This window comes from Flavihumibacter sp. CACIAM 22H1, from assembly GCF_001601815.1.
Taxonomy (GTDB): Bacteria; Bacteroidota; Bacteroidia; order Chitinophagales; family Chitinophagaceae; genus Flavihumibacter.
Window position 1 is genome coordinate 110,764 of record NZ_LUKG01000002.1, and the last position, 12,536, is coordinate 123,299.

Annotated in this window: 11 protein-coding genes; 9 read left to right on the forward strand and 2 right to left on the reverse strand. The window is 45.0% G+C overall.

Annotated features, from left to right (window positions below; all coding sequences use genetic code 11):
• On the reverse strand, positions 1–439 hold a 439-nt coding region (locus A1D16_RS01180), incomplete at its 3' end, for a YqgE/AlgH family protein (RefSeq protein WP_290706922.1).
• Between the two features lie 96 nt (positions 440–535).
• Here A1D16_RS01180 and A1D16_RS01185 point away from each other — a divergent pair.
• A complete protein-coding gene (locus A1D16_RS01185) occupies positions 536–1,885 on the forward strand; it encodes a HAMP domain-containing sensor histidine kinase (protein ID WP_290706924.1) in 1,350 nt (449 codons plus the stop codon).
• A 3-nt stretch (positions 1,886–1,888) separates the two neighbouring features.
• Here A1D16_RS01185 and A1D16_RS01190 read toward each other — a convergent pair whose 3' ends face one another.
• Positions 1,889–3,124 (reverse strand): S-adenosylmethionine:tRNA ribosyltransferase-isomerase, encoded by a 1,236-nt coding sequence (locus A1D16_RS01190; RefSeq protein WP_290706926.1) that lies wholly within the window; start codon positions 3,122–3,124, stop codon positions 1,889–1,891.
• 267 nt (positions 3,125–3,391) lie between these two features.
• On the opposite strand from A1D16_RS01190, the gene mraZ reads away from it, so the two are divergent.
• The 8 genes from mraZ to A1D16_RS01230 all read left to right on the forward strand — a co-directional run.
• A complete protein-coding gene (gene mraZ, locus A1D16_RS01195; RefSeq protein WP_290706929.1) occupies positions 3,392–3,853 on the forward strand; it encodes a division/cell wall cluster transcriptional repressor MraZ in 462 nt (153 codons plus the stop codon).
• A complete protein-coding gene (rsmH, locus tag A1D16_RS01200) occupies positions 3,837–4,763 on the forward strand; it encodes a 16S rRNA (cytosine(1402)-N(4))-methyltransferase RsmH (RefSeq protein ID WP_290706931.1) in 927 nt (308 codons plus the stop codon). Before mraZ ends, rsmH begins: the two co-directional genes overlap by 17 nt.
• Positions 4,764–4,822: 59 nt before the next feature.
• Positions 4,823–5,143 carry an FtsL-like putative cell division protein gene (locus A1D16_RS01205; protein WP_290706933.1) on the forward strand — a complete coding sequence of 107 codons (321 nt, stop codon included), beginning with the start codon at positions 4,823–4,825 and terminating at the stop codon, positions 5,141–5,143.
• Positions 5,144–5,169: 26 nt separating this feature from the next.
• Positions 5,170–7,281, forward strand: a complete 2,112-nt coding sequence (locus A1D16_RS01210) for a penicillin-binding protein (RefSeq protein ID WP_290706935.1) — start codon at positions 5,170–5,172, stop codon at positions 7,279–7,281.
• Positions 7,281–8,747 (forward strand): UDP-N-acetylmuramoyl-L-alanyl-D-glutamate--2,6-diaminopimelate ligase, encoded by a 1,467-nt coding sequence (locus tag A1D16_RS01215; protein WP_290706937.1) that lies wholly within the window; start codon positions 7,281–7,283, stop codon positions 8,745–8,747. Before A1D16_RS01210 ends, A1D16_RS01215 begins: the two co-directional genes overlap by 1 nt.
• Positions 8,748–8,898: 151 nt before the next feature.
• Positions 8,899–10,173 carry a phospho-N-acetylmuramoyl-pentapeptide-transferase gene (gene mraY, locus A1D16_RS01220; protein WP_290706939.1) on the forward strand — a complete coding sequence of 425 codons (1,275 nt, stop codon included), beginning with the start codon at positions 8,899–8,901 and terminating at the stop codon, positions 10,171–10,173.
• Between the two features lie 103 nt (positions 10,174–10,276).
• Positions 10,277–11,617: a UDP-N-acetylmuramoyl-L-alanine--D-glutamate ligase gene (murD, locus tag A1D16_RS01225; protein WP_290706942.1), complete on the forward strand. Its 1,341-nt coding sequence runs from the start codon at positions 10,277–10,279 to the stop codon at positions 11,615–11,617.
• 36 nt (positions 11,618–11,653) lie between these two features.
• The coding region (locus A1D16_RS01230; protein WP_290706945.1) for an FtsW/RodA/SpoVE family cell cycle protein at positions 11,654–12,536 on the forward strand (883 nt) is incomplete at its 3' end.

Below are 12,536 nucleotides of genomic sequence, written 5' to 3' on the forward strand. Positions count from 1 at the left end.
CTTTAGAAGTGATCCAGGATTTCTCCTTCAATTCACTGTCTAACTGACCTTCTGACCAGCCCGAATACCCGATGAAAAAGCGGATGCCATTGGAATTTATTTCCTCATTTTTCAACAGTTCCACCGCTGTTTCAAACTCCCCGCCCCAATAAATACCGTCTGCCACCTCAAACCCGCCCGGAATCTGATCGGGATACTGGTGTAAAAAATGGATGGTATCAACCTGTACCGGTCCGCCATAATAGACGGGTAAATTCATGCCTTCCGCACTTGCCATCAATTGATCCAGGGTGAAATCGTACAAGCGGTTCAAAACGAAGCCAAAACTGCCCTCGTCCTGGTGTTCACACAGAAATACTACCGTTCGCATGAAATTGGGATCCTTCAGAAAAGGGTCCGCTATCAGCAGGGTGCCTGCAGTGGGTAAGATTTGTGTCATACAGTTAATTTATGGAATATTGGGAAATAGAACAATATTTGTTAAGAAAAGCCGGGGGAATAGTTCAAATCGGCAACCAACGCTATTTTTGTTACAATGAAGCGAATTTTTCCATTGATTATTTTACTGGTGGCTCTTTCTCTGGTTGGAATTATTGTCATCCAGATTTCCTGGTTCAGAAGTATGCTGGTAGTGAAAGAGGAGCAATTGGCCGATAATATTGTCAAAGCCATGAGCCAGACCGGAGAGGAACTGATGGCGCAGAAAGGAACCCTTCCTTCTCTCAAAAACCGGCGTATGCGCCCCAACCTCAGTTGGCCTTCCGATCAGCTGATGATGGAATTGATGAAACCTTCCACTATTTCGGAAAAATTTACCCCGTTTGAAGTGCAGGAAAAACTCCGTAAAAATTTCAATGCATTTGGTTTAAAAGATACCCGTTTTGAATTTTTGATTACCTCCGATGCGGGTTTTCTGACCTACGATGAATTGCGTTCACCCGGCTTCGACCGGGTATTTGAAGATACCTTGCGGAATAGACGATTCATATATCCCTTGCTGATCCCGGGTGGAAGTAATATGGAAGGCCTGGTGCCTGAAGAAGCTATGGTAGTAGTGGTGCCTAATGTAAAAAACATTGTGTTTAAGGAGTTACGCTGGATGCTGAGCGGAGCTATCCTTTTTACACTGATTTTGCTGGCCGCCTTTTATGTAACGGTTAGCGCATTGTTACGTCAGAAAAAATTAAGTGAAATCAAGAATGATTTCATCAATAACATGACGCATGAATTCAAAACACCCCTGGCAACTATTTCGCTTGCTGTAGATGCTTTAAGAACTGAAAAGGTTTCGAACGATAAAGAAAAGATGCAGTATTTCACCGGTATCATCAAGGAGGAGAATAAACGCATGAACAAACAGGTGGAAACTATTCTGCAGGCTGCCCTGATGGACCGCCAGGAAATCAACCTGAATAAAAAGCCGGTACATGTACATGCACTGATTGAACAGGTGCTGGAGAATTTCGATCTGCAATTACAACATAAGAACGGGTATGCCGATGTTCAGCTCAATGCTAAAAATGACCTGATCATGGCCGATGAAGTTCACTTTACCAACCTTATCAATAACCTGGTGGATAATGCGGTTAAATATTCAAAGGATAATCTGGTATTGAAAATCGCCACCAGTTCCACGGGTAAAGGAATTTCCATTCGGATAGAAGACAATGGAATTGGCATGACCAAAGAAAGTGTGAAACGTATTTTTGAGAAATTCTACCGGGTACATACGGGTAACCTGCACAATGTAAAAGGGTTTGGCCTGGGCCTCAGTTACGTGAAAACCATTGTAGACGCTCATCACGGAAAAATAAAAGTTGACAGCACACTTGGAAAGGGAACTTCTTTCACCATTGAGATGCCTTATGGCAAAGAAAGCACCTAGCAGCTATTTTTTGCACCATAGCAAGGATCCGTCTCCATAACTTAAAAAGCGGAACTGATTATCCAGCGCATATTGATACAGTTTTTTCCAATCCTCACCAATGGCAGCCGCTACCAATAACAGCAAGGTTGATTGGGGCTGGTGAAAATTGGTAATGAGTCCTTCCACCATTTGCATTTGGTAACCGGGTGCCAGCAAAATTTTTGTTTTGCAGAGTAAGCGCGTTGTTTGATGGGTGTTCATCCAGTTTAAAAGGGCCTTCAACGCATCTTCAACCGGAACTGCCTGTTGCATCCAGGTGTCATAGACTTCCCATTGTTCAAGGCTCAGTGCTGTTAAGGAGGCCGCTGGCAGGTAATGGGCTTTTACGCCCATCCAGTAAATGGTTTCCAGGGTTCTGAGAGAGGTAGTACCCACCGATATAATTTTCCCTCTTTTTTGCAATAGTCGTTCAATGGTAGCTGCCTCTACTTCAATAAATTCGGCATGCATTTCATGGCCTTCCATGGTGTCGGCTTTTACCGGCTGAAAGGTGCCGGCACCTACATGCAGGATCAGCTTTTCAGTTGCTATGTTTTTTTCTGCCAGCCGGTTCAAAAGCGATTCGGTAAAATGAAGACCGGCTGTTGGCGCCGCTACCGATCCTTCTGCTTCGGCATATACGGTTTGGTAGCGCCTGCTATCAGATTGGTCGGCCGCCCTTTTGAGGTAGGGGGGGATAGGTACCTGTCCGGCTAATTCCAGCACTTCGGCAAAGGAAAAATGAGTCGGTGCCCAGGAAAATGCGATTTGCCAGGCCCCGTTTAATTTCTCCTGCATACGGGCTTCCAACCGGAATCCCCCTGCTGCTGTCAGTTCCAGGGCTTGCCCGCTTTTCCATTTGTTGGCCCCTCCAACCAGGCAAATCCATTCTACTGACCCGGTTTCTAACATGGCCGTGGTAATATCAGGATAGCGGGGTGCGGGCTCCAGGCAGAACAGCTCAATTTGTCCGCCGGTGGGTTTTTTTAAAGCCAGCCGGGCCTGTACCACTTTTGTTTTGTTGAAAACCAGGGTATAGCCGGTGGGCAGGAGTTCCGGTAAATCCCGATAGGTATGCTCTTCCAGATTGCCGGCTTTGTATACCAGCAGGCGGGCTGCATCCCGCTCCTCCAGCGGGTACTGTGCAATCTGTTCATCCGGCAGGGGATAATTAAACTGGTCGATGCCAATAGAACGGGGAGACGCAGGCGTATGCATAGAAACTGCAAGTTGCAAAAAAATCCCGGAAAATAAGGCCAGCTAAGGCTTGGCTTAAGTGGGTTCACAGGTTATCCACTGCAATTCACATTCAATTCACAATACATTCCCATAATTACTAACATTTTCTGCTGAAACGTAGATCTACTAAGGGTTTGACGTAATTCTCCCATGTGGATAAAATAAAGCCACCAAAATTTCTCACGAAAGTGGGAAAAAGTGTTATTTTGTGGTAATAAATGTCAAAATCAGGGCATATAGCAATCGATGAAAGGTTTTCTGGGCGAATACGAAGCAACACTGGACGCCAAAGGGCGCTTCCTTCTGCCGGCAGGGCTTAAAAAGCAACTGCCGGAGAATGCGATGCCATTCGTAATCAACCGGGGTTTGGAGAAATGCCTCACATTATATCCCCAGGCAAGCTGGGAACCGATATATACACAGATCAGCAAACTGAATGATTTTGACCCCAAAGTTCGGGAATTCAGAAGGTTTTTCATGAACGGAGCTACAGAAGTAGAGCCGGATACAGCGGGCCGGATATTGTTACCGCCCAACCTGAAAGAATATGCCGGTTTAACCAAAGACATCGTATTGGTTTCGGCGGTAGATAAAATTGAGATATGGGATAGTGCGACGTATAAAAAGCTCTTTGAATCATTTTCTTCAGACAGTTTCAGTAGCCTGGCACAGCAGGTAATGGGCGGCGCAAATGGTAGCGGAGTCTGATATGGAGGAGGGAGTATACCATATTCCGGTGCTGCTCCAGGAATGCCTGGAAGCATTGAAAATTGTTCCTGACGGAATTTATGTGGATTGCACGTTTGGTGGGGGTGGACATTCCAGGGCAATTCTGGAAAAGCTGGGTCCAAATGGAAAACTGGTAGCCTTTGATCAGGATGCGGACGCAGCACAGAACCTACCCACGGATAAAAGGGTTTTGTTTCTGCCACATAATTTCCGCCACCTGAGCAGGTTCCTGCGGCTGCATAAAATAACCGCGGTCAATGGAATCCTGGCCGACCTGGGGGTAAGCAGTCACCAGTTTGATGAAGCAGCGCGTGGATTTTCCATCCGGTTTGACGCAGATCTCGACATGCGGATGGATACCCGTTCAGAACTGACCGCTGCAATGGTATTGAAACAATATTCGGAAACAGCACTGCACCAATTGTTTGAGCAATACGGCGAGGTGACTAATTCGAAAACACTGGCAAGAACCATTGTGGCCAACCGGGCTACCATGCCCATGCAAACCATTCAGCAGTTTAAAGCTGCTATACATAGCGTGGTTAAGGGAAATCCGAATAAATACCTGGCGCAGGTTTTTCAGGCGCTGCGAATTGAAGTGAATGATGAAATGGGGGCATTGAAGGAGTTGTTACAACAGCTGCCCGATCTGCTGGCACCCGAAGGGAGAGTGGCAATTATCACGTTCCACTCCCTGGAAGACCGCCTTGTAAAACAGTTCTTTAAACAGGGAAGTTTTGAATTGGAAGAAGAACATCCCTTTGAAAACAGGAAACAGGTAAGCAGCTTAAAAGTGATTACCAAAAAACCGATTATTCCCTCTGCCGGGGAACAAAAGAAAAACAGCCGCGCAAGAAGCGCTAAGCTGAGAGTGGCAGAGAAAATATAAAGAAGGTCTATATCGTAGTAGTGAAATGTTAATGTCCTATTGATCAACCTAAACGTCGTATGGAAAAACAGCACGACAAAAAAGAAAAAAAATTCAGGATCAACTACCAGTTGATGGTGCAGCATCTGCCTTTTTTTCTTTTCCTGAGCGGATTAGCCGTGGTATATATCTACAACGGCCACTATTCGGATAAGATCATCAAGTCCATTAGCAGAACCAATAAGGAGTTGAAGGAATTGCAGTTTGAATACAAAACACTGAAGAGTGAGGTAATGTTTCGCAGTAAGCAAACAGAAATTGCGAAAGCTGTTGCTCCACTCGGATTAATGGAATTAACAACGCCCCCGGTAGTAATTAAAAAAAATGCCGGACAACAATAAAAACAGAAACCTAATCGACCGGCGCTGTGGAAATAAAACGCGACATACTGTGGAGAGTGTACCTGTGTTTTATCGGTATGGTAGTGCTGGCATTTCTGGTGATTGGGAAAGCTCTTTACATACAGCAAGTAGAAGGATCCTACTGGAGAAGCAAAAGTGATAGTTTACATACCCGGATAATTAACCTGGACGCTGACCGCGGTACTATTTACAGTGAAGACGGCAGTATGTTAAGCACTTCCATTCCGTACTTCAATATCTATATTGATTTCGGAGCAGAAGGCTTACGAGACAAAAATGGTAAACGGTTCAGAGAAAACCTGGATTCCCTGAGTTATGCATTGGCCAAACTTTTTCAGGACAAATCTTCCAATTCCTACAAGCAATTGTTACAGGAAGGTTACCGTAAAAAGGATCGCTACTTTTCACTAAAAAAGAACATAGATTTCCAGCAATACCAGCAGTTACGAAACTTTCCACTGGTACGCCTGGGAAGAAATAAGAGCGGATTTATTGCGGAAGTGAAAAGTAAGCGATTGAACCCCTTCGGAATGTTGGCCAACAGAACAATTGGGCTGGCCCGGGAAAATGCACAGAATGTGGGCTTGGAAAGAACCTATGATAGTTTACTGAAGGGCGAAACAGGAAAAAAGCTGGTACGATTCATTGCAGGTGGCGTGGCAGTTCCGGTAGAAGGATATGAAGTGGAACCGGAAAACGGCAAAGACCTGATCACCACCCTGGATGTAAATATCCAGGACATTGCGCAAAACGCATTGTTGAAAATGATGATTCAGAATGAAGCCGTAACCGGAACCTGTATAGTGATGGAAGTGGCAACGGGAAAAATCAAAGCAATTGCCAATCTTGGAAAAAGTGGAAGCGGAGAATACTGGGAGGATCTGAACTATGCCATCCGTGCGTCTGAACCAGGGTCTACTTTCAAGCTAGCCACCATGCTGGCGGTTCTGGAAGATGGCAAAGCCAACCTGGGTACACAGGTAAACCTTGAAAATGGTGTTTGGCAGGTAAACCGCAGAACAGTGTACGACAGTGAGCGGCACAAACGAACCAATGTATCGCTGCAACAGGCTTTTGAACTCAGTAGTAATGTGGGCATGGCAAAAATTGTTATGCAGCATTATTCGGGTAATCCAAACAGTTACCTGTCGCATCTGAAACGACTTCGGTTAAACGAAGTTTCGGGAATAGACCTGGTAGGTGAAACCCAACCCATCATCAAGTCGCCGAAATCAAAAACCTGGAGTGCAACTTCATTGCCCTGGATGTCTTTTGGTTATGAAGTGCTGGTGAGCCCGCTGCAGACGTTAATGTTATACAATGCAGTAGCTAACAATGGAAAAATGATGCGCCCTTACCTGGTGCAGGAAGTGCAGAAAGACGGCAGAACCATCTGGAGCAGGGAGCCTGAAATACTGGTAGAGTCGATTTGTAAGGAAACTACCCTGCGCCAACTGAAAACCTGCCTGGAAGGAGTTATGTTAAATGGAACCGGTAAGTCGTTGTCGAGCCCGTATTTCAGCATTGCGGGAAAAACAGGAACAGCATTAGTAGCGAATGGGAACAGGGGATATGCTGATCATATATATCAATCATCCTTTGCAGGTTATTTTCCTGCGGATAATCCGAAATACAGTTGCATAGTGGTGATCAAGAATAAACCCTTTGCTCCCGTATACTATGGCGGTTCGGTAGCCGGTCCGGTTTTCCGGGAAATTGCCGATAAGCTCTTTGCCATACATGCCCAGCAAACACCGGTTGGTACGGCCCAGTTGCCTGCCAGAGACAGCAGTGTATACCGGTATGCAGGCAATTCGGAAAATGTGAGAAAAGTGATGGAAGAACTGAGGATCCCTTTTACTGATAGTGCCGGTAAAAAATACCAGGCAACCGTAGAGCCCGATGCTTCCTATCAGGCAGTATTGAAAGGAGCCCCCGCTGCTGGAAAAATGCAGATGCCTGAATTGAAAGGACTGGGTTTGCGGGATGCCCTTTTTTTACTAGAAGAAAGAAGGCTGAAAGTGCAGGTAAAAGGAAAGGGAAAAGTGAAAAGTCAATCGGTGCCACCCGGACAAACAATAGAACCCAAACAAACGATCATACTAGAATTGAATTAATGGCCAGTTTGCAGGATATATTATACAATGTTTCTATTCGCGCTGTAAATGGTAATCTGCAGGCCGAAGTGAAAGACCTGCAGATTGATTCAAGAAAAGTGCAGCAGCACTCCTGTTTTATTGCAATCAGGGGTTTGCAGTCGGATGGTCATCTGTTTATTGAAAAAGCCATTCAGGCAGGGGCTTCTTTTATAGTGGCAGAAGAATTGCCCGACAACCTGCCCGATGGTATTACTTATGTGGAAGTGTCTGACAGTTCGGTGGCAGCAGGGGTGATGGCGGCCAATTTTTTCGGACAGCCATCCCGCCACATGAAACTGGTAGGGGTAACTGGTACAAATGGAAAAACAACGGTTGCTACCCTGTTATATAAGCTCTTTACAGCACTGGGATACGATTGCGGGTTAATAAGTACGGTAAAAAACCTGGTAGCAGGTGAGGTGCTTGAAGCCACTCATACTACGCCCGATGCCATACAGTTACAGGCATTGTTGCGGCGTATGGCAGACAAAGGTTGCCGGTATGCTTTTATGGAAGTGAGCTCGCATGCCATTCATCAAAACCGGATTGCAGGAATAGAATTTGCCGGTGGCATATTTACGAATATAACACACGATCACCTCGATTACCATAAAACCTTTGATGAATACATCCGGGTTAAAAAAAAGTTCTTTGATGAGTTGCCTGCTGCTGCATTTGCCATCAGCAACCTGGACGATAAGCGGGGCAGCGTTATGTTGCAGAATACGGCAGCAAAAAAAATGTATTACAGCCTGCGGTCTATGGCTGAGTTCAAGGGTAAAATTCTTGAAAACGGACTAACGGGGTTATTGATGAACATTAATGAACAGGAAGTGCATTTCAGGCTGATTGGTGAATTCAATGCCTATAACCTGCTGGCGGTATATGGAGCCGCACTGAGTTTGGGTGAAGAAAAACAGGAAGTGTTGCAAGCCTTAAGTGAGCAAACAGGTGCAGAAGGACGTTTTGATTACCAGGTGTCGCCGGTGGAAAAAATAATCGGGATCGTGGATTATGCACATACCCCCGATGCCCTGATGAACGTGCTGAAAACCATTCGGCAATTACGCCAGGGAGGAGAGCAGCTGATAGCCGTGGTAGGATGCGGAGGAGATAGGGATAAAACCAAAAGGCCGGTAATGGGGCAGGTAGCCTGCGAACTAAGCGATCGGGCCATTTTTACCTCAGATAACCCAAGGTCGGAAGATCCTGAAGCTATTTTGAGAGATATGGAATCGGAATTGAATTCGGCGGCAAAACGCAAATTTCTTTCCATCACCGATCGAAGACAGGCTATCAAAACAGCTTTCAGTATGGCCGGGCCGGGAGATATCATACTGGTAGCCGGAAAGGGACACGAGGCATACCAGGAGATTAAAGGTGTGAAACATCATTTTGATGATAAAGAGGAAATAGAGCAGATAATTAAAGAGCTTGGAAAGTAGCAAGCTTTTCCCTAAGGGAAACTAGTAAAGAAGAAAATTAAATAACAACATAAAGTTTTTTGAGGGCAACCTCTCAAATTCTTAGGACGGTTACATTCAATCACCGACCAACCGGCTGGACACCGGTTGGCAACCAGTAACAAAAACCATCATGCTGTACCACTTAATTGATTGGTTAAAGGAAATGGACATCCGAATCCCGGGAAGTGCACTCTTGCAGTTTATCACTTCCCGGGTGTTACTGGCCGTGATTTTATCACTCGTCATAACAACTGTATTTGGAAAAAAACTGATCAACTACCTGCGTTTCAGGCAGGTCGGAGAAACAGTACGGGATCTTGGATTGCAGGGAGAGCAACAGAAAAAAGGAACGCCAACCATGGGCGGGCTTATCATTATACTGGCTATCCTATTGCCTACGATTTTGCTGGCTGATCTGAATAAAGCCTATGTGCGGTTGATGATCTTTTCCACTATCTGGTTGGGGATTATCGGGTTTGTAGATGACTACCTGAAATTACGTGCGAAAAAAATTGCACAGAAACAGGGGGTGGCCTATAAAAAAGGCGATAAGGATGGATTGGCTGGCTGGTTTAAGATATTGGGCCAGGTAGGCCTGGGACTGATCATCGGTCTTACGCTCTTATTCAACGATAATACGAAAGCCTGGAGAGAATATAAAGGAACGCCCGGAGCAGATGCGAACGTTAAAGTGATCAAACAACAAACCAAGGACCGGTATTTTGTAGAGGCCAATGAACCCATTACCACTATCCCCTTTGTTGCCGGTCATGAGTTCAACTATGCGAAACTTCTGCCAGAGGCATTAAGAGGTTTTACCTCCGTACTGTATATCATTATTGTGATTTTTATAGTAACGGCCGTTTCCAACGGGGCCAATATAACCGATGGGTTGGATGGCCTGGCAACCGGGGTAAGCGCCATTATAGGGGTATGTTTAGGGGTGTTTGCCTATGCCAGCGGTAACCTGTTGCTGGCAGATTACCTGAATATTATGTATATCCCCAATCTTGGCGAGTTATCGATTTTTATAGGAGCCATGGTTGGGGCCTGTGTAGGGTTTCTGTGGTACAATGCTTATCCGGCTCAGGTGTTTATGGGCGATACGGGTAGTTTGACACTGGGGGGAGTAATTGCTGCATTGGCCATCATCGTTCGAAAAGAATTATTGATTCCCATTTTCTGTGGGGTATTCCTGGTAGAGAACCTGAGTGTGATGTTGCAGGTGAGTTATTTTAAATACACCAAGAAAAAATATGGAGAAGGAAGACGGATTTTTTTAATGAGCCCGCTTCATCACCATTATCAAAAATTAGGTTATCACGAAAGTAAAATCGTAACACGGTTTTGGATCGTTACCATATTCTGTGTGATCTTCTCTATAGTTACCCTGAAGATCCGCTAGAAAAGTTGTAGAAAAACCGCCAGCCTGAGAAAGAGTATTTGTGGTGCAGTAAATCCTATACGTATGAAAAGCCCCCGATACGTGGGTTAGAAAGAAACAGCCAATGAAGCAGTTTGTAGTCATATTGGGTGCCGGTGAAAGCGGCGTTGGGGCAGCAATTCTTGCCAACCGGAAAGGTTTTGCCTGTTTGGTAAGCGATGCCGGTTCTTTAAAACGGCCGCATCGCGAAGAATTAAACAGCTATGGCATTGAATGGGAAGAAGGAAAGCACAGCGAAGAGCGCATACTTACAGCAGATATAGTCGTTAAAAGTCCGGGTATTCCTGAAAAAAATGAGTTGGTAAAAAAAATCAGGGCTAGGAAAATTGAAGTGATCAGTGAAATTGAATGGGCGTACCGCTTTATCGGGGATGGAAAAGTGATAGCCATTACCGGTAGTAACGGAAAAACCACTACCACGGCATTAACCTACCATATTTGCCGGCATGCAGGTTTGGATTGCGCCCTGGTAGGAAATATCGGCTACAGTTTTGCAAGGCAGGTAGCCCTGGATCCTAAAGCCTGGTATGTTGCCGAACTGAGTAGTTTTCAACTGGATGATATCAAATACTTCAGGGCACAGGTTGCCGTATTGACAAATATCACAGAAGATCATCTCGACCGCTATGAATACCAGTTTATAAATTATATACGAAGTAAGTTTCGGATACTGCTGAATCAGCAGGCTACTGATTATTTTATCTACTGTGCTGATGACGAAGTAACGATGCAACATATAAACGATTTTCAACCAGTTTCTAACCCATTACCATTTAGTATGAGAAAAGAATTACTCCAGGGCGCATTTATTAAGGAGGATGAAATGAATATTGTGACCAAGGACGAAAAACTACAGATGAGCATTTATGATTTTGCGCTCAAAGGAAAACATAATCAGTACAATACTATGGCAGCAGGGTTGGCGGCATCCGTTATCGGATTGCGAAAAGATAAGATCAGGGAGGCCATTCAGTCGTTCGAAGCACTCGAACACCGCATGGAACCCGTAGCAACGGTTCGCGGCGTCGAATTTATCAACGATAGCAAAGCAACAAATGTGAACAGTACCTGGTATGCATTGGAAAGCATGACTAAACCTGTAATTCTGATTTTGGGTGGTGTGGATAAGGGAAATGATTATTCACTGTTGCTTGACCTGGTTAAAGAAAAAGTAAAAGCCATTGTTTGTATGGGCATCGATAACCTGAAAATTCAGGAGGCGTTTCAAAACCATGTACCGGTTATGGTTAATACCGGCAGTGCAGCCGAAGCTGTGCATTCTGCCTTCCAGTTGTCTAATAAAGGAGATGTGGTTTTGCTGAGCCCGGCCTGCGCCAGTTTTGATCTGTTCAAGAATTATGAAGACAGGGGAAAACAGTTTAAAGAGGCCGTGTTGGGGTTGTGAGAGGAAGAAGGGTGAAGGGGAAAAGATGAATGATATATGAATCAACTATTAAATAAAACAAAAGGTGATAAAGTGATATGGGCACTGGTTGTGCTCCTGGCACTCATGTCCCTATTGGTTATTTATAGCTCTACGGGTTCGCTGGCGTATAAGATGTATAAAGGTAATACAGAGGTGTACCTGTTCAAACAAGTGGTATTTATCTGTATTGGTATTTTCCTGATTTACGCCTTCCACCAGGTTAACTACACCATCTATTCCAAGGTTTCGAAGATTCTTTTCTGGCTGGTTATTCCTTTACTGGTCTATACCCTTTTTTTTGGGGTTAGTTACAATGAAGGAAGCCGGTGGATCCGGTTGCCTATCATTAATCTTACTTTCCAAACCTCGGACCTGGCCAAGCTGGCGCTTTTTATGTATATCAGCCGCCTGCTGAGTAAGAAACAGGAAGTGATTAAGGATTTTAAGAAGGGATTCCTTCCTCTTGTTATTCCGATCGGAATTGTTTGTGTATTAATAGCACCAGCCAATCTTTCTACCGCCTTGCTGGTTGGAGCAACCAGTATGTTATTGTTGTTTATCGGACGGGCAAGCATCAAACACCTGGCCCTTACCGGCCTGATAGCAATGGTTCCGGTGGTTATCCTGATTCTTGCTGCTGTTTGGCAGCATAATGCAGGGAACGGGGTGCCTGCAAAACCTGAAAATCGATCCCGTCTTACAGCCCGCGTCAGCACCTGGGTCAATCGCGTGGAAACCTTTATGTATGGTTCCGATAAAAAAAATGAGGACGATAATTACCAGGTAAACCAGGCAAAAATTGCTATCGCCAAAGGTGGCTGGATGGGATTGGGCCCCGGTAATTCTGAACAGCGAAATTTTCTTCCACACCCTTATTCAGATTTCATTTTTGCTATCA

Bases quoted from the DNA above. Each gene is read 5' to 3' on its own strand.
- A1D16_RS01185 (WP_290706924.1), top strand. From the start codon at position 536: ATGAAGCGAATTTTTCCATTGATTATTTTACTGGTGGCTCTTTCTCTG.
- A1D16_RS01190 (WP_290706926.1), bottom strand. From the start codon at position 3,124: ATGCATACGCCTGCGTCTCCCCGTTCTATTGGCATCGACCAGTTTAAT.
- mraZ (WP_290706929.1), top strand. From the start codon at position 3,392: ATGAAAGGTTTTCTGGGCGAATACGAAGCAACACTGGACGCCAAAGGG.
- rsmH (WP_290706931.1), top strand. From the start codon at position 3,837: ATGGTAGCGGAGTCTGATATGGAGGAGGGAGTATACCATATTCCGGTG.
- A1D16_RS01205 (WP_290706933.1), top strand. From the start codon at position 4,823: ATGGAAAAACAGCACGACAAAAAAGAAAAAAAATTCAGGATCAACTAC.
- A1D16_RS01215 (WP_290706937.1), top strand. From the start codon at position 7,281: ATGGCCAGTTTGCAGGATATATTATACAATGTTTCTATTCGCGCTGTA.
- mraY (WP_290706939.1), top strand. From the start codon at position 8,899: ATGCTGTACCACTTAATTGATTGGTTAAAGGAAATGGACATCCGAATC.
- murD (WP_290706942.1), top strand. From the start codon at position 10,277: ATGAAGCAGTTTGTAGTCATATTGGGTGCCGGTGAAAGCGGCGTTGGG.